The organism is Sulfitobacter sp. TCYB15, from assembly GCF_040435955.1.
Classification (GTDB): Bacteria; Pseudomonadota; Alphaproteobacteria; order Rhodobacterales; family Rhodobacteraceae; genus Sulfitobacter; species Sulfitobacter pontiacus.
In genome coordinates, this window is sequence record NZ_CP159194.1 from 44,213 (window position 1) to 64,913 (window position 20,701).

Consider the following 20,701-nt stretch of genomic DNA (forward strand, 5'->3'; position numbering starts at 1 on the left):
TCCTTGGGAAACTGGAACAAGTGAATGTTCCGGCTATATTTTTTCAAAACTTCAGTGATGTGGAAATTTTGCCCCTATGATCCAGTCTGTGACACGGGCCCTCGAGATGCTCGAAACTATCGCCCACGCAGGCGGTGCTGCCTCTCTTGGAGAGGTCGCCGCAGGAGCGGGCCTGAAGACAACGACCGCACACAATATCCTCAGAACCCTTCAGGATGCCGGTTACATCCGACGTCGCACGGGCGACATGCGCTATCATCTTGGGGATCGGATCCTGAACCTCGCCCGTGTGGTGGGTGATGACGATGCCCTGCGCAGCCGGTTGCGCCCCGTTCTGGAAGAGATGGCAGCCCGAACCAGTGAAACTGTATTCCTCGCCGTACCCTCTGGTGACGAGGTCTACTTTCTCGACGCAATCGAGAGCCCGCGCACGCTACGCGCCTCGAGCCAGCGCGGGGAGCGCCAACCGATGGCGGGCTCGGCCATCGGTCTTCTCTTCCTGGCATTTCTTCCCGCCCTACGCCGCCGGATGTTCGAGCTCCACACGCCCCGCATCGGTCAGGGGATCGTGGCTGAGATAGAGGCCATATCGGCACGCGGCCACGCCCTTGATTGCGAGAACTGGTGCCCCGGCCTCAATTGCGTTGCTGTCCCTTGGCACGATGATGGCGAGGTCCGCGCCGGCTTCGGTCTCGCCGGACCGTCCAGCCGCCTGACTGCCACGCGGCTGGACGAAATGGCGCAAATCATGCGCGAACTTGCATCAAACTCGGCTGGCCCGTGTCGGGGCTGATACATGATGCAAAGGGCGGATTGTGTTGAAAAACTGCTCCTGCAGCGCGCCGAAGACGAATTCGGCAGAAAAGTTTTCAAACTATGGAAATTTCAGCGTCACCCCGGGTCCCTATTAGCTCATCGGAGAACAGCATCCCACAATTTAGAAGTTTTCAGTTGCAGCTAATAGTTTTTCAACGGAATCTGCGGTAGCCCGCCAAAACGGTGCTGCGGCTTACGTCGACGTTGTTTACGCGATCCTTCGCGCCGTTTCATTCGAGAACTCGAACTGCCCCGCTTCTGCGAAGGCGTTCGGAAAATAAGCCAGAAATCGGTTATAAAAAGACAAGGTGGCGGCACCCGCCGGCGCGAGCCTGTCGGCTCAGAGCCAGCGCTGAATAGCTCTATAGGTGATCGGCGCGTTTCAGAACAAACATGCCTACAAGCCCCTTGTTTGAAGCAGATGGCTCGCATGAGTGGGTATCTTGACACCTTTAAGAATGTCGCGAAAGTCAGCCTAATGGAAGACTTCGAGATCTGACAAATGGCGATAGACAAGGAAATGTTCACCAAGCAGCTTGCTCAGTCCATAGCCAGGACGTCAGGCGGCATCCTCGGGCATGCACAACAACATCCCGCAGGCCGTGGGGTCTCTGCCGAGAGTAAAGCACGAGCCGGCTGGCGGGACGAGATGAGTGACGAGAGCCGCGAACTGGTGGAAGAGGTCGTACATACCGGGGTCTTCGGAGTTCTTGCAGTGCTCGATTACATCAGATTTCTCGAGAATGGCGAGGAAAAGGGCAGCTTTATCCCGTCTTCTGCCGCACCTTCCGGAGAGCAGACGCGGATCAAATCCGACCGGGGCGAGACGCAGCATAACCTTTACAACTGTTTCAGCCGGGACGCGAAAAAATGAGAAAACCTCGCAAACTGACACCATCCAGCCTCGCCCCCGACACCCTTGATCTGCTGGAACGTGTGCTCGATGCCAGGCTCCCCGAAGCCTACCGCGACTGGCTTGCCATGCGTAACGGCCAGATGCCCGGCAATAGAGTTATTAAATTCTTGGAGAACGGGCGAGAGACGTCGACCGTCCTGCATTATCTGTATGCAGTCAATTCCGAGCACGACTACAACGATCTCTGGGATTATAATTCAAAATACGGCGAAGACCTCCACCCTTGGTATCTGAGCATTGGCGGAGATGCTTTCGGTAACCCAATCATTCTTGCGCTGAAGGGGCCGAACCACGGAAAGGTGTTCTTCAGCGATCACGAAGTTCCCTTCGACGACGGCCTGTACGTCATCGCACCCAGCTTCGATGCCTTCCTTGCCGGCTTGACGGCAGACTGACATGCGTAGGAACACATATTTCTATGCGACCCCCGCCGATTTCCATTCGCTGATGGATCTGGTGGAGGCGGAAGAGACCTTCGTTTATCTGTCTCACTTCGACATTCAGTCACCCGAGGTCCGGGTTTACCACCAAGCGCGCGAGATACCCGATGTCCTGCGTCTGTTTTCTGGCCATTTCGTGCACGACCTTTTCTTGGTGTCTCCCGGCACGGAGGTTCAGGCTGCAGCTCATGAGCATTTCACCGGAAAGCGGTATTCGCTCCGCCCAAGAGAGCTGTCTTCAGCTGTCGTCATGCAACTTTTCGGCGAACATCCCGATGGCACCCTGCTTCGCTCGCAATTTTTTTTGCACGGGTCAGCACTGGAGGCCCGAAAGCTCGAGGCCACGCTATTCCGGCACATGCGCCGAACTTTTCGCAACGTGGAAGGGTCTAAAGTGGGTGCTGAGGCGTTCGCTCAACTCCTTACTGGACGGCGATTGACCTTCGATACTAAAGCTCCGGCAGAGGCAGATCTACGGATAGGTTAAACAGGTTTCCTCGGTGCCGATGGCACTGTCGGCCAGTTTGCACACAGCGCTGCTGTTGGCTACGAATACAGCGATCGACCGGCATTTCTGATCAGGACCAGCACTGGCTCTAACAAATGAATAATTGCAATGGTCAGGTCCAAAACGACTTGAGACCGCCCATGCTCTGCCCTTGCAGCGCAGGTCGACTAACGGCTGGGCGCGAGAACTGCGCCAGTGTTGCAACTGAGAATTCTTCTGCGACCAGTGCGGTTAGCAGGCTCAATTGCCGCCTTCCGCTGCTTAACAGAATTCGATGTGCTATCGAACGTCCGCTCTTCATGAAACAGAACTATAATGCGCAGCCGCGGCGAAGGACTGCTCTCCGCCCATTCTGTGTAAAAACAGCGTGTTGCATGCACAGAAAGCTGCGCTTTGAAGTGCGCGCGAGCGTCTTTCCTATCAGGCTTTGCGCGTTTGCTGCGGTGCAGGGAAAATCCTAGCCAGTTTGCGGAGGTTTTGTGCGGTGGCGGCGAGGAGGAATTCATCATTTGCACCGCATGGGCCGCGTAATCGCAGTCGTCCCAGCCCGAGAATGCGTTTGAGGTGGGCAAAGAGCATTTCGACCTTTTTTCTGAGCTTCATAGCAATGTGATATTCTTCAGTTTTGGCCAAATCTCTGGCAACCTGACGGGCGTCTTCGTGCTCCTCGCGGGTGATCTTGCGCGCCTCAGCGTTGGGGCAGCATTTTTGCTCTGACGGGCAGACCTGGCAGACTTCTTTCTGGGCGCGATAGCGCGTGGAGCGGTGTTGTCACATTAACTCAACCAGTCTTCAGGTTGGCGTGCCGATTTCACATCAAGCGACGTTGGCCGCGATTTTCCATGCCTCGAATGCTTCCAGTCGGTGGTAACGGATCATAAGTGCTGCGCAGCGGCGGGCTGGGACGGAGAAGGAATCGCGGGTTGCGGTGTGCATGGAGACGAAGCGTTGCAATCCCCCTGGTGATCGGAAACGCTGCATCGTCCGTTCTCTTTTCCTCAACGGCAAATGGCTGTTCTCAGCGCGGTTGTTGAGCCCTTCGTGGGACCAATGATCAAGCCCGGGGGCGACATCTCGCTACGCTGCGCCGTAGGAGCGAAGCTTGTCTGTGATGATCCGTCTGGGCACGAAGCCCCAACGTTTCATCAGCCTGACCAAGAGCCGCTTTGTCGCGCGCTTGTCCCGCCGGGGCTGGAGGATTTCATACAAACAACACCGTCCTGATCGCCGGCACGCCAGAGCCAAAACGACCGGCCCGCGATCTTCACCATGACTTCATCCAGATGCCAAACATCGCCGGGGCGGGCCTGTCGGCGGCGTAAGCTGCGCGCAATCAGCGGTCAGAACTTGCGGGTCCAGCGGCGGATCGTTTCGTAGGAAACGTCAATGCCACGTTCCAACATCATCTCCTCGACCTCGCGCAGGCTCAGATTGAAACGGACGTACAGCCAGACCGCGTGAGCGATGATCTCGGGCGGGAAGCGGTGGCGTTTGTAGCTGATCGAGGGTTGGGTCATGCACTTCGATTCCGCTGATGTCGGCACACCGACAACCGACCCCGAGTTTACGGGACATCACCCGCCTCGATGTTCTGGGTATCGCTGTCCAGCCCAGTGAAGACGAAGTCTTCTGGGACGAATTTCTGCGTTCTCTGGCTGATCGCGGGCTGCGCGGCACCCGCCTGATCATCGCCCCTCTCGGCAGCATGCTGCGCCTGCCGGGCAGTGGACGATCATAAGGTGCTGAAGGCCGCCGCGGCATATGTGCTCGGTGCGACCGTCCAGCGCGGCCGCGTTCACTTCATGTGTAACGCACTTGCTTGCGTCGGCAAGAAGGACAGGCCAATCGTTAACGCGGCACTCAGAACCGCCTTCGACCAGGACTCGCTGGCCGCGTCAAAAGAGCACTTGGCCAAGCTTATCGACGCGTTTGACACGAGCCATCCAAAGCTCACGGATTTGATGCGCCGGGCTGAGGATGACCTTTTGGCCTACAAGATCTTTCCCCGCGAGCATTGGGTCAAGATCCGCGGCACAAACCCACTTGAACGCCTCAACAAGGAGATTAAGCACAGGACTAACGTTGTCGGCATCTTTTCAAACGAGGCCGCAGTCACCCGACTGGTCGGAGCCCTGATGCTGGAGCAAAATGATGAGTGGGCGATCACGCGGCGCTATATGATACTAGAAACCGTCGCCGCCATTTGCGACACTACCCCATGGACCCGGCGACAATCGCCGCCCTGTAACTGCGGCCAAGCAATGGCCGAAGAACAAAGTTACACCATTCCTTGGGACACTATCCAAAGACGGCGCACGTGGTGCTGTTGATCAACCTTACCTTTGCGCTATGGTCACCGGCCTCGGCGTGAAAATCACCTCGCACACTCTTAATAGTTCAGACGGCCTTTTTGTGGCCGACGCTGCGGCTGACGGTGCCGATCTCACAACTTCGATGTAGAACACCCCAGTTGCGTCGCGCATCTTAACGGAATTTATTGGGTGATTGGACGAAAAGAGACCTGATTTCTCCTGCCGCCGGCGCTATGAGCTGCGCCATTCATCCATTTATGACCAGTCGCTCAGGCGTTTTGGACGCACGATCAAAGACGATCCAGATCGGCAAGACGGGTATCAGCATTTCTTCCGGTGACTTTTGACACCCTTTCGTCGACGTGCAAACGGCGACGGGGTTTGGCTGGGAAGCGGTGGTCGTTGTTCCGCTTGAAGGGGGCTTTGTTTCTTTACATGCTATGCTTCGCCCTTGGGGGTGATCTCCCCTCAGGGCAAGCGGGGGCAAAGTAGAGCGGTTTTTCCACACAAGCGATGTTTTCGCCAAATCACCTGTGGGAAAACCCAGAAATAGCTTTCCCTTTGCCCCTACCACGCGAATATCCTGACGAGAGAGTGCGGAAGACAGTCGGGCCAGTGCTGCTATCGCTGCGTCGAGATGCGCTTGGTTGCGGGGGTCAAACGCGTCGTTAAGCGTCGGCTCGAATGCAACGTGAACGCCTTGATCTAGCAACCGCTGCAAGGCGCTGGCCGGATGTGAATCAAGATCCGCGCTGAAGGCAAGTTCATAGGCGAGCGTCTCGTGATCCGGCATCACTGAATGGGGCGAAGAAAGGCTTTCGGTGCCACACAATAAAGCCTGCCAACCCAAGAGGTTTTCTTGGCTGGCGGCGGCGGTGGGAGACTGAGGGGAAAGCTGTTCCGCCGCAACGGGCCCCGCCGCGCATATTGCAACATATAATACTGCGGCGAAGAAACGCCCAGATCGTTTCAATGTCTTGCATCCTGCCAAATTGAGCGCCCCCTGTAGTAGTGCCAAAGCCCGATATTCTGGCGGGTTTGGCCCTTGGATGCCGATCTTATCTGCCATGCCCCCTTTTGGAACATGATCCTTGAAGGGCAGGTCGTGGTGGTTAAAATCCAGATGTAGTAATTTTAACCGCCACGCTGTGACCCTATGATACACGCGACCTGATCCAAAGCCGTTCATACTTAACATCTATGAGAATACTGATGTTGCTCAAACCGATCAAACTTATTGTACTGCTGTTGCTCGGCTGCCTTTGTGTCGGCTGCCAAGCGCGCATAGATACCGCCCGGCCCTTGCCAACGCTCGACACAGGTTCTTTCACGCAAAGTGCCCCTGATGCAGTACCCCCCGGCGTGACCCAATCCATCAATGCAATCCGCCGCGCCGCACAAGACGGTGACCGACAGGCTCTGCTTTCATGGATATCGGAGGACATTGTCACCAGCTACGGGACAGAAGATGCCCATGCGATCTTTCTATCCTTGTGGGAAGATCCGTTGCGTCAGCCCTATCACCGGTTCTTGCGGGTGTTCGATCTTCTGACACAGCATGGCGGAACGCGTGTCGAAGACGAAAGCTATTTATTTCCGTATTTCGCCAAAATCGAAGATCATGATATCAATACATATTATCTGGTCAGAGTGTCTTCTGGCTTAGTGCAACTTGCAAAGGATGGCGGTCCGCCGCGCTCTCGGGTGCGCACCACCGATACCTTGCTTTGCGTCGACTTGTCATGCCTGACGCACCGGCAAGACGGATGGCTTGAGCTGCGCACACGGCACACGGGCACTGTATATGCAAGATCAGAAGATCTGGTCTTTGTCGCGAATGAATACCGCCTTCGCTTTGATAAAGAGCAGGACGGGAAATACCGGCTAGGGCTTCTTGTAACGGCAAATTAGAACGGGATGCGAATTGAATTTATGCGCACGGACCATACCAATATGCACCCAGAGCCGATGATGACTTACAACTTGTGCACAGACGCCTGCCTGCCCTTGGGACATGATAGCTTATGAACAAGAAACGCCTAGCCGTATTGGCTGAATGGCTGGAACAAGGCGCACCGGGGATTGCATTTAACATGTTCTGTGTCCGTCAACCCATTGCGCAGGTGCTTGGGCCGGACGGGGACCCGCTTGATACCGAAATGGTCCGCCGCCAAATAGCCGAAAAATCCCTGACCCATTCGGATCTGTGCTGCGGTTTGGAAGGCTCAACCGTACAGGTTTTTGACCCGGGCTTCCCGCTCTATGCGCCCGAGCTTTCATCTCTTGTGCAAGATCATGCGCTGGCGTTGCTAGATCTGCCTCGGATGGACAAGGGGCCGCAATGGGACTGCGCGCATGATCTTTTTGATCCGACACACGCGCCTGAAAACTGTCGGCCCGAAACAGCGGCACAGGCGGTGTGGCGGCTTTACTCGGGGGCGGATCCTTGGCCAGCTATCGTGTAAATCATCGCATCCGCCGTCTCGCTTTCCTTGCCGTCGCACACGCGGCCATGGTACTGGGCCTTTGGCCAAATGCAGTACCCGCGCAAAGTTTCGCAAACCACGCGTTCGGGCATGATCTGGCTCGCCATGTCATCGTCATCAGCGGGGAGATCACTGCAGAAACGCCGTCTCGCTTTGTCGCATGGCTTAACCGCGAACAGCCAGACGGCTATATCATATTGCTTGACGGTGATGGCGCGGATCCGCGCGCGGGAATGGCGCTTGGTCAGATCATTCGTGACCACGGGTTCGAGACAGAGGTCGGGCGGGTCGAACATTCCGGCAGAAAAATTGCCCCGGGGCGCTGTTTCGATGCATGCGCACTCGCCTTTCTGGGTGGCCAGGCACGGCGCTTTTCCGATCAGGCCTTTCTCGGGTTTCAAGGCGAAGAAACGCGCGCCGGAGCAGAGATCAAGAACATAGCTTCCCCGCAGGTGGGGGCTGACTTCGTGACCTATCTGATCGCTATGGATGTGGATGTGCGCCTATACGCCGCCGTCGCAACCCATACGGGGGCCGCGCCTCTGTCTTTATCGCGCACCCAATCCAAAAAGTTCCGGATCATCACCTCTGACGGTTTCAGCCCTTTCGGGTTGTCCGCGAGGCAGACGGGTATTGCTGCATATACGCAGCGCGTTGGCACCACACGACCTTTCGATACGGGAACTGGAATGGGGGTGATCTGCGCCCGGGCGGGCGGGGGCGAAATATGGGTCGCGATTGGCAACGATGACACTGCCAGCCACGCGGCTGGTCACATGTCTCAGCTTGACGGGATGACAATAGATATCACAGATCACAATGACCAAGTTAGAAGCTTCCACATTCCAGTCGAAGATATGTTCACCCCCAAAGGCACCAAGACATGGCACGGACGCGCCGACGAGACGCTGATCGCGGCACTCGAGAACGCGACGCGGATTGCAACCCGCTTGGATATGCCCAGGTCCTTCGGCGCAGTTTATACGTCACATCAACTGCTTGGAACAGACCGCCACGCGATCAATGCGGTATTGGCGCATTGCGAATAGGTGGGGTTGATTAGTGCCCCGTTCCGATTTTCTATTTTGACATGTGGAAACAACCAAACGACCCGCATCTGAAACGTCCTTTGATTGTACTGGCATTCGTTGTCTATATCGTATTCCTCGGGGGGCTCGTTTACTTCGGCAGCGGATTGCAGGCGCTTGCCCTTGTCACACTGGCGACCATCGTCGCTGGTTTATGGGCCCAAGGTAGAATGTGCCGTCTTAGTGACGAGACTGCCGAAGACAGCGTCGTCGAAACCCCTGCTGATGATGCAAGCCTTATCCACGTCCGTCATTCAGGAACGTACCAGCACAAATTTCCGGGCCTGATGACACGATCCGATCTCCGTCACGCGCTGACGGACGCCAAGGCGCCGCGGATGCTGGTCACTCTTCATCGCGAACAGGCGCAAAGCGAGGTCGTATTTCCACTCGACAGATCGGAAAACGCCGACTTGCAGGACTTCCCCGAACCGATACGCCGGTCCTTAAGTCGATTAGCTGACGTGATTAAGCCCTGTCGGTTTCGCGGACATCTCCACGAGGCGACATTTCACATTCATAACCTGACAGATCACTCTTTACTGGTCACCGGGACTGTTGCCGAACAGGCCGAGCTTCTGGAAAACCTTGACTACGCTGTAAAGGATTATGGACTGGGCCAGGAACTCTCCGTCGTCGTGCCACTTTCGCCCCAAGACTTTGTTATGGCACTGGATCATGGGCACCTCACAGCGATCACAGAAGGCATTGTCACAGTGCTGGAGCCGGCCGCGCAATGGCCGGGCTGATGTAGCGGCCCTGTTTCGCTTTGCGCCGCCATTGGCACTATTAAAAACGGTGCGCAGCCAGCCGGCTGGGTATGTCCAGCCCTCAATCACTCTAGACTTACTGGGACAACGAAAACAGGCCGACGCCGAAACGTTCGTGCTACTTGACGCTAACGCAACTGTTCCCACAACTTGTGTTCGGACTTGCTCGATAGTTGGGCATACCCGAGATTTTGGCAGCTCGCTCTGCTTCCATACGGTCAAAAATAGCTTGATCGCGCGCGGCACGGGCGCGCTGTTCGGCTTCAAAAGCGAGTCTTTCTGCCCGGGAAACAGCCCTGTTCTGGCATTCGCCCCCCGAAAGTCTCACATGTCCTATGGGGCATGCAGCGGTCATAGTTAACCTAAAACCTGTATCATTTGTTTGGGCACCAATACCTGGAACGTAGATTGGCTGATTTGCTGAGGATTGCTCAAACGAGGTCGGCGGCGTTGAAAAATCCGACTGGGTGCTGGCGAAGCTATCATGGGCGTTAGATCGTTCTGGTACCCTTCCGCTCGCAATTAAGTTGCGGTTGTATTGTTCGATTTTCTCCCGCTTGCGCTGCGCGCGCGCTTGTTCGGCCCGCGCTCTATTCTCATTTGATATCCGCTCTATTTCCGCATTGCGTCGGTCGAGAACCTCAGCCCATTTCCCTTTGTCTTGGACGTGAATTTGACGTGCTTTGGATATGTTACTTTGTAAGCGCTTTGTGACCTCCGAGATTCCGATACGGATATCGCTAGCAAGTTCGGTATCAAGTTTGTGGTGATGTCGTTCAAACAATGCGGTCATCTTCACAACAAGAAGCTCAATCCGGGCCCGCTCATGTTCGACCTCGGCAAGGGCAGAATTCAGGCAACTCCTCCAGGATTTGAGGCCCGCGTCAAAATATTCAAAATCCGCTCGGCTGCCGCCCAAGGGGATCTCCTCAACTCTAGCGCAATTTGCCGTTGTGATTTTTAGCGCATTGAGCGAGTCATAAATACGCTCGAATTCGGCACCATCGGCCAAAAATTCAGGACTTGGCCGGGAGCTTTTCGAAGCCGCCGCCTCGGGCTCGACAGCCGCAGACGCACGATCTGGTGTGTCGCCTGTGACGATCTTGGATATGTCGTGCAGTGAAGTGTCCATCCCGAATACTGCGAAAGCACAAGCTGCAAGAGCAAGGGGGAAAACAAAGGTGGCAAACGATCCAACACGCGTCGTTTTGCGCTCTGTGCTAGTTATAATGGCCTGACCACTATCCCAAAATTCAGGCTTATGAGCTACCCGAGATTCGTTTTTAATTTCAGCTTCGGTGCGCAACCTAACAGTGTCATCGGGTTGGTCGACGGGGCGCACGTCGGGATTGTTCGTTGTTTTCCTAGTTGCCTTTTCACCCCCCGCTCTGCCCGGGGAAGTTTCGCTGTCGCTTTCACTTTGCGCGTCCTGAAAGGTAAGCTTCAGACCCGCGAATTCCATTATGCTTGCGTCAACATTTTCTATTGCAGCGTCGCTATAGCCTTCACTTTTAAGCGCGGTCTTGATCTGTCGGCGGCGACGCATCGGAGTGTTACCCTGCGCCGAGGCCGCAATTCTCTCCAGAACATCTGCGGGAACATCCCTAGCGGGGAGCGAAGAATTCTTTAAGGCGCTCCCTGAATCATTCCCTTTCGGCTCACTTGGTTCGTTTGACGATTTCCCCTGCACGAAAGACCCATTTGAAATTGCGTCTCGAATAGCAGAATCTGCGGCGACAATATCCGGTTTCGAGAAACCACGGTTAGAAAGATCGAAACGAATAGCTCGCCGCCGCTCTTTGGGATCTTTAAGCTGGGAAGTGGCGGCAACGGCAGCGCGAAGAATATCTTCGTTTATGTCGCTCATTGAGCAATATCCTCTGTTATCGGTTATCTGTTATCCTGGCCGTAAAGCCTGCCGTACAAATTCAAACGTTCAAAAAAATTGTGCTAGGTGACGCGTCTCCATTGTCGTCCTAATTATAGTAGCCCGCTGCCCCATAGTGGAACAATTTTCATGTAATCATCGTCCACTTTTACAAGCCGGTCTCTACGCAGTTGCGTGACTGTCGTCGCGTTTGCAAAACGGGCTAATATTGAGCACCGAGCCAACCCAAACCGCCCTCTTCCAGACATGTTAAACTGGCGCGCCGAGAACTTCCTCCACAGAATTGAGCAAATTCTTGCAAGCACCCATCCTCGTCACTACAGTTTATCTAATTTTAACAGTTCTAATCGCCACGGTCATACCGGCAGACAGGAGGCTAACGCATGTACGTACCAGGCGGCGAACCACCGTGGGAAAGTCCAACGAAGCCGAAATCAGAAGGCGACGAGTCCGAAGAAGACACCTTCGATGGCACAGTCGCTGCTGTGATATTCGTGCTACTGTTTGGTGTTGTGCTGCTGGTGGAGCATTTCTTGGACGAGGGGCTACCAGTTCTTTTGGCCGGTGGTTTCCTTGCAGGCGCGCTGGCGATCGCCGTGGCCTCCGCGTTGAAGTCGTAAAACCCTTGAACAGTTGTTGTGAGCTCACATTGAAGCGCAATTTCTGATGTGCCGTTTTATTCCAAGCGGTTCCGGATTTCTATCAGCTTGCTTTTAAAGACCTCAGCAGGCGTCCGATAGTCTAGGCACTTGCACGGCGTTGCGTCGAGGCGGTGGCAAATCGACCTCAAATATTGATTTTGTCAGCGCCGCCGGTGCGGTTGATCTGGGCAGGTATCGAAGCAGCCTGTTGTTCGTGTTCTCAACAGTGCCTTTCTGATAGGGCGCTTGCGGGTCACAGAACCACGGAACCGCGCCCAGACCGGCTTTGAGATGCTTCCAGGCCGATAACTCGGTGCCGCGATCAAAAGTGATAGACTGGCGCGCGTCGGCGGGCAGGGGAACCAACCCGTTTATCAGGGGTTCCATGATCGGCTTGGACTGGCGGTCTTCGTTGCGCATCAAGACGGCATAGCGGCTGACCCGCTCCACCAGTGACGTCACGTTGACCTTCCCATGCTCTTTGCGGAACGTCATCAAATCGCATTCCCGGTGACCGAACTCGACGCGTTCAGAAATGCGTTCAGGCCTGTTAGCCAAGCTTTGTATGTTGAAGATATGGGCCCGGTTGTGCCTGCGGGAACCACGTGGCCGACGACGTCTTCGCTGTTCGTGCAGGTGTAGATAGAACTGCGCGTCGAGGCCATATTTGGAATAGGCGAAACGATAGATCGTTTCGTGAATCACGCGGATCAGATGGCGCTCCAACCGCATGCGGCCCGCAATCTGTTCTGCTGACCAGCCAGCCTTCAATCGGCTTTCAACAGCAGCCTTCACCTCGGGGTGTCTGATCAACTTACGATGGATCGCGCGGCGCTGCTCATATTTGTCCTGAGCGATGAGCGCGTGATACCCGTTTAGCTCAGGCAGTTCGCCGTCCGTGTACCGATTGCGCTTGATGTCTCAGTAGATCGTGGAGGGATCGCGGCCCATGCGATCCGCAATCTCTGAAATCGGCATTTTAGCTTCCAGCCACTTTGCAAGCTTGTGTCGTTCGTCCAGCAGCAGGTGACAGTAGTGGCTTCGATTATTCATACTCCATGCAACTCTCTGTATTCGTACAGAATTTGCACTTTGTTTGTGAATCCACCCGTGGATTCTCAAGGGTCGTTGCGACGGTTTCCGCTATCTCAGTTTCATCAGTTCTTCCCTGAAGGCTTCAGTCGGCGTTTTCCATCCCAGGCACTTTCTGGGGGTGCCGTTCAAGCGGTCACAAATCGACTTCATATCTCGATTTGAGAGCGCGGCCACGGGCGCATCTCTTGGTAAGTAGCGCCGCGCACGCTTGTTCAGGTTTTCGACGGAACCCTTTTGCCACGGAGCCTGTGGATCACAAAACCAGGCCTCTGTGCCGATACCAGGCTTCAACTTACGCCAATTCCTGAACTCGATCCCACGGTCAAAGGTGATCGACTTGCGCGCCGGTTGGGGCAGGGGTTCCATCACACCCATCAAGCGGTTCATCAGATGCGTGGTGCTGCGGTCGTTGTTGCGGAACAGGACAGCAAAGCGGGTCTTCCGCTCGACCAGTGAGGCAACGTTCATCTTGCCCTGAGCGCGCTCGAATATCATCAAATCGCCTTCCCACTCGCCGAAAGTCTCTCGGCTATCAACGTAGTCAGGGCGTTCGTGAATTGAGCGATCCGGCGGGAACACAAGGCCTCGTGGTCTGCGCGCGTGATGCGGACGCCGTTTATTCCGGCGGTTGGGCAGGTAGCGTGCGAGTTCCGCAGATTGACCATCTGGGCCGTAAACATAGGCGTAGATCGTTTCATGACTTACGCGGGTTGTTTGGCCTTCATATTGCAATCGGCCCGCGATCTGCTCTGGTGACCAACCTTCCTTGAGCTGCTTGATTACGGCTTTTCTCAAGCCGACAAGGCGCACCAGTTTGCGCCGCCGCGCACGTCTTTCGGTCGCCGCTTTTTGAGCAACCACGCCGTAGTATCCGTTCAGTTCCGGCAACTCTTTGTCGAAATAGTGATTGCGCTTGATCTCGCGATACACCGTGGAAACATGCCTGCCGATCTCTGCTGCAATCTCGCGCACAGCAATCTTGGCGTTCAACATGTCTTCTATCGCGCGTCGTTCACGCAGGTTAAGCTCTTTATGCGCCATCTTCCATTCTCCTTGCTTTCCAGCAAGATAGGGGAAATTTCGCAACCCACGTGTGGATGCCCCGGTTTATGTGGGTGACTGTTTCGACGTTTAGATAGCATGATCGGGTGCAGTCACGTGTCCGGCCTGTTTGTGCAGCACACTTGGCTGCTGGCCCTTATGGAGATGCGCGAACTTGGCTCCAAATCAGTTTATCGGGCTTGAAGCCGCGAAGGGTTGCACTGGTTTTTCCATGTTCGTTCTCGTCGATCCGCTTTCCTTAGTCGATCCTCTCGTCCTCACATACCTGCCGGTATCCGTGGGTCTGCCGCTAAGCGACGGCCCCGCGAATGCGATAAATCTGGCCCGTCATCAACATGGCCCAAAGCCTCCGAGCCATGCGGTTTGCCAAAGCAACAGCAACAACCATCCGGGGGCGTGTTTCAAGCATACGCGCTAACCATGGTTCGGCACAACGCTTCCATCGTTCGATGGAATTGATGACGGACATTGCACCGATGATCAGCAACCGCCTCACATCTTTCTGGCCCATTTTTGTGATGCGCCCCAACCGTTCCTTACCACCTGTCGAATGCTGTCGAGGTACAAGACCAAGCCATGCTGCAAAATCCCGCCCCGTGCGAAAGTTTTTGGCGGGAGGACAGAAGGCCGAAATTGCGATGGCGGACATCGGGCCGACGCCAGGCATCGTTTGCATAAGCCGCGTTTCCTCTGACGTTTTTGCATGCATCTTGATGGAATGATCCAGACCTTCGACTTCTGCGCTGATAGTCTCGATCTGCGCTAGCAGCCGTTCCGCCAAGCGTTTGGCCTCGTCGGGCAGTTTATGTGCCTGTTCCTCTACTTCTCGTTTGAGAATATCAGCGTTCCGAATGCGTAGCCGCAGCACAATCCCAAACTCCGCCAAGTATCCGCGAAGCGAATTGATAAGCTGGGTGCGCTGCCGCACGAACAATTCCCGCGTCCGAAACAACATCGCCTGTGCTTGCTGTTCCGGGGCTTTCACTGGGACGAAGCGCATTGAGGGACGCATCGCGGCTTCTGTAATGGCCTCTGCATCGACAACATCACTCTTGTGGCGTTTGACAAACGGTTTCACATATCGCGCCGGTACCAATCGAACCTCATGACCTGCAGCAAGCGCTTCACGCCCCCAATGATGGGCGGACGCGCACGCTTCCATCGCAAAAATGCAACTTGGGTGCTCATTTAGAAACTTATTGAACTGAGGCCGGCTCAGCTTTCTACGGTATAAAACTTTACCTGCGGCATCAGCGCCGTGTATTTGAAAAACGCGCTTCGCCAGGTCGATACCGATGATAAATGCTTCTGACATTTGTTCCTCCTGCAAGACGTCCGCACCACCATGGCTCGGACGGTTCTATAATGAACCAACAGGAGGGGCATCCAATCCATCAGTTTAGAATGTGCCCCTGTGCGCGATAAGTAAACTGATAATCATAATTATGTTAATTAATGGTGGAGTGACCCCATTGGGTGGCGCAGTTTGAATGTTAATGCATGGTTGGCGTCTGGTCTATCGGCATCATGCTTTCTGGCGCGGGCGGTGGCGCAGCGCGCTATGCGGTATGGCTGTGTTGAAGTGGCACCGCCAACGCTCGATCAGCATCTGAGCTTCGTGAAACGTATAGTATAGTATACCTCGCCGTTAAGCAGCTCGTCGCGGAAGCGTGAATTGAAACTCTCGCAGTAGCCGTTTTTCCATGGTGATCCTGGGGCGATGAATGCGGTTTTGGGACCAACGGTCCTCAATCCAAGCCCTTACCTTCTTGGCAATAAGTGACGCGCCATTGTCCGATCTTATGAATTCGGACGGACCTCGAAGGGTGAAGAGATTGGTCAAAGCATCGACCACATCAGTCGAATTGAGCGTGGCTCAACTCTAATTACCAGCGCCTCCCTCGTGAACTCATCAATGATATTCAGCGTGCGAAATACACGCCCGTCATGAGTGCGATCCTGAATGGCACCCAGAGGTCGCTTGTCGTGGATCGCCTGTTCTGTTCGTTCACGATACTGAATATTGAATAGCCCCTGGTTTCCTAGACACCTTCTTGGTTCACATTGGACTGTCTGTTTTCGAAGTCGACAGGCGACAGCATACCGTTTCTGACATGTTTGCGTTTCGGGTTATAGAACATTTCGATGTAGTCGAAGATGTCCTGTCTGGCCTGCTCGCGGGTCGTATATGTTCGACGCCGGACGCGTGGATATGTTTTGTGACCATTGAAAACGCGATCTATCCACCAAATGGCCGGGGAACGCGAGCTGATCGATTGATCAAGAATTCTTTAGCAATTTGATAACCCTTGTTTGTAGCGCGCTAGCGATGGGAATAGTAAACTCGAGATTCTGGCCAGTTAATGCAGTAGGCACGGGCTCGCTAAAACTCTGGAGCGTGGCATTCAATCAAAAGATCTTCGCTCAGCAAGGCGATCCGGATAAGGTTCGTCGCTCACCCGACAAACGTCACCGGGCGTTCCCACTGGATCAGGACGGTACATCCGTCCTCGGACCAGACCTCATGTTCGCTTCCTTTCGGGTTCAGCACGACATCCCCGGCGAGATACTGCCCATGGTCATCGCTTTGGCTGCCGGACAGGACGATGATCACCTCTAACCCCTGATGGCGGTGGCGGGGAACAGAGGCGCCGGGGGCGTAGCGCAGCAAGGCGACGTCCGGACCACCGCGGCCAAGGTGGCAAATCTCGACCCCGTCGCGGAAGGGCTCGAACGTCATGTTTTGCCAACCGTCGGGCACGAGCCCCCGAAAAACGTTTGGTGATGGCAGACCCTCAGCCATTGATCGCTCCTAGAATTGTATCCGTATCGGTTGCCCAGCCGACGATACCCCCTTGGGCGACGATCATCTCTATCGCGGCAGCTTTGAAGCTTGGGAAATAGCTTTCGGTGGCATCGGTCGCCAAAAGGCATTCAAACCCGCGATCATTGGCCTCGCGCATCGTGGTTTGTACGCAAACCTCGGTCGTGACACCTGCGCAGACAAGCTGGGTGATCCCCCGTTCGGCAAGCTGATCGCCGAGGTCTGTGGCGTAGAAGGCACCTTTGCCGGGTTTATCGATGACGGCTTCATCGGGCAGCGGGGTCAGCGCGGGGATGATCTCGCAACCGGGCGCGCCTTTGATCAACACACGGCCCATTGGACCGGGGTCCCCAATACGTAGCGCAGGCGCACCGCGCAGACGTTTGGCAGGCGGGCAATCGGACAGATCGGGGCGGTGTGCTTCGCGGGTGTGGAAGATCGGCAGGCCTGCGGTGCGAAAGCCTGCAAGCAGCTTCGCAACCGCGGGTATAATGGCCTGCACCGGGCGGACATCGTTGCCAAGGCTTGCACCAAAGCCACCCGGTTCGACAAAATCGCGCTGCATGTCGATAATGATCAGCGCGACTTGATCACGGGCGAGCGGAAAACCGAAAGGTCGGGCGGGGATCTGTGTCATGCGACATGCCCTGCCATATGCTGCCCGATCTCTGTCAGATCTGCCGCGGCGGCGGTGGTTTCAAAGGCAATGCGCCCTTCTGACATGACCAATATGCGGTCAGAAAGCTCCATGATCTCGTCAAGGTCCTCGCTGATCAGCAGCACTGCCGTGCCGTTGTTGCGGGCTTCGATGATGCGGTCGCGAATGGCGGAGACCGCACCAAAATCCAACCCGAAACAGGGGTTGGAGATGATCAGCGCATTCACCTCGCCGGTCAGCTCGCGCCCCAGAACAGCTCTCTGCACGTTCCCGCCCGACAGCGAAGCGATACGGGCATCGGGAGAGGTTGTCTTGACGTTGAACTCGGCAATCAGCCGATCCGCATTGCGCGCCATATCTTTGCGACTGCACCAGAAGGCAGGCCGGCCGTTGCGCCTGACATCGAACATCTTGAACGCAAGATTATCGGCGACGCTCATCTTGGGGGCGCAGGCATTGCGCAGGGGTTCTTCGGGCAGGTAGCGGATTTTATGCTGCCGCGCCTCTGCCCGTGTGGCGGTGTAGCGGGTGCCGTTAGCCCGTATCTCTCCGGCTTGAAGACGACGCTGACCTGTCAGGATTTCCATCAGCTCCATCTGGCCGTTACCCGAGATGCCAGCGATGCCCAGAACCTCGCCGGAATGCAGGGTAACGTCGTCGATCTGGATGCTGTTCAACCCGCTGCGGTCTTGTGCCCGAATGCCGTTTAGGTGCAGCACAGGCTTGCGTGCCGTATCAACGCGAACACGCGGATTGTGTACAGGCGCTTTGCCCATCATGGCGGCGCTCATGTCTTCCACGCTCATCTCGGAAACTGCGCCAGCGGCAACGTATTTACCGTGGCGCAAGATCGTGACGTGATCGGCAAATGCCGTCACCTCGCGGAACTTGTGCGAGATCATGAGCACAGTCAGCGCGCCCGCGTCCGTCATCGCACGGATATGGCCCAGAACCTCATCTGCCTCGGCAGGAGTCAGCACGGATGTCGGCTCGTCTAAGATCAGAAATCGATTGCCAAGGTAGAGCTGTTTGATGATCTCGAGCTTTTGCTTTTCGCCTGCGGCAAGCTGGCTCACCGGTCGGTCGAGCGGCACGTTAAACGGCATCGTCGCCATGAAGGACCGAAGCGACTGATGTTCTTGTGCCCAGTCAATAACGCTTGGGGTGTCGGTGCGGCTGATCACGAGGTTTTCTGCACCGGTCAGCGCGGGCACGAGGGTAAAGTGCTGATAGACCATTCCCATCCCCAGCGATTGCGCGACCTTCGGATCTGTCATGAAGGCCTGAGCCCCGTCCACGATCATCTCGCCATGTGTTGCGCGGTTAAACCCCATGAGACATTTCACCAACGTCGATTTCCCGGCCCCGTTTTCGCCCAACAACACATGGAAGCTGCCCGCCGGTATTTTGAGCGAGACATCGTCGAGCGCTGTGAAGTCGCCAAAGCGCATGGTCATGCCGATAGCTTCGACGCTGATGGCATCGCCAGACGTACGCATGGGCACTGTCATGACGGCAGCCCCGCAATCAGATCAGCGCTGGTCGTCACGGCCCCAAAGACGCCGCCCTGCATTGTGACCATCTTGATGGCCGCGGCATGGTTTGCGGGGTCGGTTGCGCCGCAGCAATCCTCGACGACCACACATTCGAACCCGCGATCATTCGCCTCTCTCATGGTGGTGGAAACGCAGACATCGGTTGTGATGCCGGTGAGGATCAGATTGTCGATCTGCCTTGTGCGCAGGATCAGCTCCAGATCAGTGGCATAGAAACTGCCCTTGCCGGGTTTGTCGATGATTGTCTCTCCCTCCAGCGGGGCGAGCTCTGGAATGATGTCCCACCCAGCCTCGCCACGGATCAGGATCTTGCCGCAGGGGCCGCTGTCGCCGATCCCGGCACCAATCTGCTGACTGCGCCAGCGCTTGTTCGCGGGCAGATCCGCCATATCGGGGCGATGCCCTTCGCGGGTGTGGATGATGTGGTAGCCCTTGGCCCGCATGTCTGCCAGCAGCGACTTGATTGGAGCGATCGGTGCTTGGGTCAGCGACAGATCATAGCCCATGTGATCGACATACCCGCCGACCCCGCAGAAATCGGTCTGCATATCGATAATGACCAGCGCCGTATTCTCGGGGCGCAGATCGCCGTTATAGGGCCAGGCGTAGGGGTGGCTTTGAACGGTAGTCACGTCTGCGGCTCCTGCTCGTTGAATCTACGGTTGGGCAGCGGGAAGCCACAGCTTGTACCATCAGTGACCTTGACCTCATCCTCCCATGGCAGGCGATAGGCCCCCTGCGCGAGATCGGTCATATAGGTATAGGGGCAATCCTGCGCGCCCCCCTTCACGGCAACATATCCGCGATGCCCGAACTGATAGGGGTTGTTTTCCACGCCCCAGCCAATGCGCGCCTCGCGGACGATATCGGGGCGGACCTCGGCGGTAATGATCTCGTCCACGCGGCCGGTTTTGCCATGCGCGATGACGGTCCCTTCGTGGTCGATGATCATTGCCTCGCCCATGCTGTCGAACGTCCCGTCAGAGCCGCACATGCACACGTTCGCGGTGATCATCAGGTTGCAGAAGCTGTTGGATTGATTGGTAAACCGCCACGCCTCGCGCATCGGGGCGGTATAGCCCGCAGTGCGGATCATGATCTCGGCCCCTTTATACGCCGCTTCACGGGACATTTCAGGGAACATCCCGTCGTGGCAGATGATTAGCCCGATTTTGGCCCCTTTGGGGCCGGTGCAGACCGGAATGCCCCCATTGCCCGGCTCCCACGGTTCTACCGGGACCCAAGGATGCATCTTGCGGTAGTACAGCTGCACCTCGCCCTGCGGGTCAATAATCAGGCCCGTGTTATAAGGGTATCCGCCGGGGTTCAGCTCCATAATCGAGAAGCAGCCCCAGATGTCATTGTCGACGCAGGCCTGCTTGAGCGCCGCGACCTCGGGCCCATCCATCGTACACATGATCTCGGGATCAGTGTTCATCGACAGCCCGTGGAGCATGTATTCAGGGAACACCACCAGATCCATCGTCGCCATATTGCGGCGCGCCTTGCCCACCAGATCAACCACGCGGGCGGTTTGTGCTGTCAGCTCGGCTTTGGTCGCGACAGTCGGCAATTGCAACTGCACCATGCCAATCACAACACCCTGGTCAGATTTGTTCAGTCCACCCAAACCATTCATAA

Annotated in this window: 20 protein-coding genes and 5 pseudogenes; 11 read left to right on the plus strand and 14 right to left on the minus strand. The window is 56.0% G+C overall.

From position 1 onward, the window contains the following. The first annotated feature begins 76 nt into the window (after window positions 1-76). The 4 genes from ABM428_RS14635 (at window position 77) to ABM428_RS14650 (ending at window position 2,659) form a co-directional block, all read left to right on the plus strand. Window positions 77-793 carry an IclR family transcriptional regulator gene (locus ABM428_RS14635; protein ID WP_353628490.1) on the plus strand — a complete coding sequence of 239 codons (717 nt, stop codon included), beginning with the start codon at window positions 77-79 and terminating at the stop codon, window positions 791-793. A 525-nt stretch (window positions 794-1,318) separates the two neighbouring features. After that, the gene (locus ABM428_RS14640) at window positions 1,319-1,690 is read left to right on the plus strand and encodes a hypothetical protein (RefSeq protein WP_353628491.1); all 372 of its coding nucleotides are present in this window, start codon (window positions 1,319-1,321) and stop codon (window positions 1,688-1,690) included. Further along, a complete protein-coding gene (locus ABM428_RS14645) occupies window positions 1,687-2,127 on the plus strand; it encodes an SMI1/KNR4 family protein (protein WP_353628492.1) in 441 nt (146 codons plus the stop codon). The genes ABM428_RS14640 and ABM428_RS14645 overlap by 4 nt, the downstream gene beginning before the upstream one ends. Window position 2,128: 1 nt before the next feature. After that, window positions 2,129-2,659: a hypothetical protein gene (locus ABM428_RS14650; protein ID WP_353628493.1), complete on the plus strand. Its 531-nt coding sequence runs from the start codon at window positions 2,129-2,131 to the stop codon at window positions 2,657-2,659. 441 nt (window positions 2,660-3,100) lie between these two features. Here ABM428_RS14650 and ABM428_RS14655 read toward each other — a convergent pair. Continuing rightward, window positions 3,101-3,442, minus strand: a pseudogene (locus ABM428_RS14655) (transposase); the annotation flags it as partial. 54 nt (window positions 3,443-3,496) lie between these two features. Then, window positions 3,497-4,197: pseudogene (locus ABM428_RS14660) on the minus strand (IS6 family transposase). 17 nt (window positions 4,198-4,214) lie between these two features. Between ABM428_RS14660 and ABM428_RS14665 the strand changes: the two are divergent. Then, window positions 4,215-4,418 carry a transposase gene (locus ABM428_RS14665; protein ID WP_348199392.1) on the plus strand — a complete coding sequence of 68 codons (204 nt, stop codon included), beginning with the start codon at window positions 4,215-4,217 and terminating at the stop codon, window positions 4,416-4,418. A gap of 1 nt (window position 4,419) precedes the next feature. Then, a complete protein-coding gene (locus ABM428_RS14670) occupies window positions 4,420-5,010 on the plus strand; it encodes a transposase (protein WP_353628494.1) in 591 nt (196 codons plus the stop codon). Window positions 5,011-5,239: 229 nt separating this feature from the next. On the opposite strand, the gene ABM428_RS14675 is transcribed toward ABM428_RS14670, so the two are convergent. After that, window positions 5,240-6,181, minus strand: coding sequence for a hypothetical protein (locus ABM428_RS14675; protein WP_353628495.1), 942 nt, complete (start codon window positions 6,179-6,181; stop codon window positions 5,240-5,242). A gap of 23 nt (window positions 6,182-6,204) precedes the next feature. On the opposite strand from ABM428_RS14675, the gene ABM428_RS14680 reads away from it, so the two are divergent. From ABM428_RS14680 to ABM428_RS14695, 4 genes are all read left to right on the plus strand, one after another. Continuing rightward, complete coding sequence (locus ABM428_RS14680) at window positions 6,205-6,903, plus strand: hypothetical protein (protein ID WP_353628496.1); 699 nt, start codon at window positions 6,205-6,207, stop codon at window positions 6,901-6,903. Between the two features lie 113 nt (window positions 6,904-7,016). Beyond that, a complete protein-coding gene (locus ABM428_RS14685; RefSeq protein WP_353628497.1) occupies window positions 7,017-7,457 on the plus strand; it encodes a hypothetical protein in 441 nt (146 codons plus the stop codon). Then, window positions 7,439-8,527, plus strand: a complete 1,089-nt coding sequence (locus ABM428_RS14690; protein WP_353628498.1) for a hypothetical protein — start codon at window positions 7,439-7,441, stop codon at window positions 8,525-8,527. The genes ABM428_RS14685 and ABM428_RS14690 overlap by 19 nt, the downstream gene beginning before the upstream one ends. 80 nt (window positions 8,528-8,607) lie before the next feature. Continuing rightward, a complete protein-coding gene (locus ABM428_RS14695; protein ID WP_353628499.1) occupies window positions 8,608-9,315 on the plus strand; it encodes a hypothetical protein in 708 nt (235 codons plus the stop codon). A gap of 139 nt (window positions 9,316-9,454) precedes the next feature. On the opposite strand, the gene ABM428_RS14700 is transcribed toward ABM428_RS14695, so the two are convergent. Continuing rightward, window positions 9,455-11,203 carry a hypothetical protein gene (locus ABM428_RS14700; RefSeq protein WP_353628500.1) on the minus strand — a complete coding sequence of 583 codons (1,749 nt, stop codon included), beginning with the start codon at window positions 11,201-11,203 and terminating at the stop codon, window positions 9,455-9,457. A gap of 404 nt (window positions 11,204-11,607) precedes the next feature. Here ABM428_RS14700 and ABM428_RS14705 point away from each other — a divergent pair, with 404 nt between their 5' ends. Next, window positions 11,608-11,844, plus strand: a complete 237-nt coding sequence (locus ABM428_RS14705; RefSeq protein ID WP_353628501.1) for a hypothetical protein — start codon at window positions 11,608-11,610, stop codon at window positions 11,842-11,844. 56 nt (window positions 11,845-11,900) lie between these two features. On the opposite strand, the pseudogene ABM428_RS14710 reads toward ABM428_RS14705, so the two are convergent. The 10 genes and pseudogenes from ABM428_RS14710 to ABM428_RS14755 all read right to left on the minus strand — a co-directional run bounded on the left by ABM428_RS14710 (window position 11,901) and on the right by ABM428_RS14755 (window position 20,699). After that, window positions 11,901-12,918, minus strand: a pseudogene (locus ABM428_RS14710) (IS30 family transposase). 90 nt (window positions 12,919-13,008) lie between these two features. Next, a complete protein-coding gene (locus ABM428_RS14715; protein WP_353628502.1) occupies window positions 13,009-14,001 on the minus strand; it encodes an IS30 family transposase in 993 nt (330 codons plus the stop codon). A gap of 310 nt (window positions 14,002-14,311) precedes the next feature. After that, window positions 14,312-15,337, minus strand: a complete 1,026-nt coding sequence (locus ABM428_RS14720) for an IS110 family transposase (RefSeq protein ID WP_074636774.1) — start codon at window positions 15,335-15,337, stop codon at window positions 14,312-14,314. A gap of 225 nt (window positions 15,338-15,562) precedes the next feature. After that, window positions 15,563-15,987, minus strand: a pseudogene (locus ABM428_RS14725) (integrase core domain-containing protein); the annotation flags it as partial. Window positions 15,988-16,064: 77 nt separating this feature from the next. Next, window positions 16,065-16,229 (minus strand): annotated as a pseudogene (locus tag ABM428_RS14730) (IS3 family transposase); the annotation flags it as partial. A 248-nt stretch (window positions 16,230-16,477) separates the two neighbouring features. Continuing rightward, the gene (locus ABM428_RS14735; protein WP_353628503.1) at window positions 16,478-16,762 is read right to left on the minus strand and encodes a cupin domain-containing protein; all 285 of its coding nucleotides are present in this window, start codon (window positions 16,760-16,762) and stop codon (window positions 16,478-16,480) included. Between the two features lie 55 nt (window positions 16,763-16,817). After that, window positions 16,818-17,483: an isochorismatase family cysteine hydrolase gene (locus tag ABM428_RS14740; RefSeq protein WP_353628504.1), complete on the minus strand. Its 666-nt coding sequence runs from the start codon at window positions 17,481-17,483 to the stop codon at window positions 16,818-16,820. Continuing rightward, window positions 17,480-19,015, minus strand: a complete 1,536-nt coding sequence (locus ABM428_RS14745) for an ABC transporter ATP-binding protein (RefSeq protein WP_353628505.1) — start codon at window positions 19,013-19,015, stop codon at window positions 17,480-17,482. Before ABM428_RS14745 ends, ABM428_RS14740 begins: the two co-directional genes overlap by 4 nt. Continuing rightward, window positions 19,012-19,692, minus strand: a complete 681-nt coding sequence (locus tag ABM428_RS14750; protein WP_353628506.1) for an isochorismatase family cysteine hydrolase — start codon at window positions 19,690-19,692, stop codon at window positions 19,012-19,014. The genes ABM428_RS14745 and ABM428_RS14750 overlap by 4 nt, the downstream gene beginning before the upstream one ends. Beyond that, entirely contained in the window at window positions 19,689-20,699 is a 1,011-nt protein-coding gene (locus ABM428_RS14755; protein ID WP_353628507.1) for a formamidase, read from the minus strand. The genes ABM428_RS14750 and ABM428_RS14755 overlap by 4 nt, the downstream gene beginning before the upstream one ends. Window positions 20,700-20,701: the final 2 nt, after the last annotated feature.

Bases quoted from the DNA above. Each gene is read 5' to 3' on its own strand.
- ABM428_RS14700 (WP_353628500.1), bottom strand. From the start codon at position 11,203: ATGAGCGACATAAACGAAGATATTCTTCGCGCTGCCGTTGCCGCCACT.
- ABM428_RS14740 (WP_353628504.1), bottom strand. From the start codon at position 17,483: ATGACACAGATCCCCGCCCGACCTTTCGGTTTTCCGCTCGCCCGTGAT.
- ABM428_RS14720 (WP_074636774.1), bottom strand. From the start codon at position 15,337: ATGTCAGAAGCATTTATCATCGGTATCGACCTGGCGAAGCGCGTTTTT.
- ABM428_RS14745 (WP_353628505.1), bottom strand. From the start codon at position 19,015: ATGACAGTGCCCATGCGTACGTCTGGCGATGCCATCAGCGTCGAAGCT.
- ABM428_RS14685 (WP_353628497.1), top strand. From the start codon at position 7,017: ATGAACAAGAAACGCCTAGCCGTATTGGCTGAATGGCTGGAACAAGGC.
- ABM428_RS14735 (WP_353628503.1), bottom strand. From the start codon at position 16,762: ATGACGTTCGAGCCCTTCCGCGACGGGGTCGAGATTTGCCACCTTGGC.
- ABM428_RS14635 (WP_353628490.1), top strand. From the start codon at position 77: ATGATCCAGTCTGTGACACGGGCCCTCGAGATGCTCGAAACTATCGCC.
- ABM428_RS14680 (WP_353628496.1), top strand. From the start codon at position 6,205: ATGTTGCTCAAACCGATCAAACTTATTGTACTGCTGTTGCTCGGCTGC.
- ABM428_RS14675 (WP_353628495.1), bottom strand. From the start codon at position 6,181: ATGAACGGCTTTGGATCAGGTCGCGTGTATCATAGGGTCACAGCGTGG.
- ABM428_RS14645 (WP_353628492.1), top strand. From the start codon at position 1,687: ATGAGAAAACCTCGCAAACTGACACCATCCAGCCTCGCCCCCGACACC.
- ABM428_RS14715 (WP_353628502.1), bottom strand. From the start codon at position 14,001: ATGGCGCATAAAGAGCTTAACCTGCGTGAACGACGCGCGATAGAAGAC.
- ABM428_RS14705 (WP_353628501.1), top strand. From the start codon at position 11,608: ATGTACGTACCAGGCGGCGAACCACCGTGGGAAAGTCCAACGAAGCCG.
- ABM428_RS14650 (WP_353628493.1), top strand. From the start codon at position 2,129: ATGCGTAGGAACACATATTTCTATGCGACCCCCGCCGATTTCCATTCG.
- ABM428_RS14755 (WP_353628507.1), bottom strand. From the start codon at position 20,699: ATGAATGGTTTGGGTGGACTGAACAAATCTGACCAGGGTGTTGTGATT.
- ABM428_RS14665 (WP_348199392.1), top strand. From the start codon at position 4,215: ATGTCGGCACACCGACAACCGACCCCGAGTTTACGGGACATCACCCGC.
- ABM428_RS14640 (WP_353628491.1), top strand. From the start codon at position 1,319: ATGGCGATAGACAAGGAAATGTTCACCAAGCAGCTTGCTCAGTCCATA.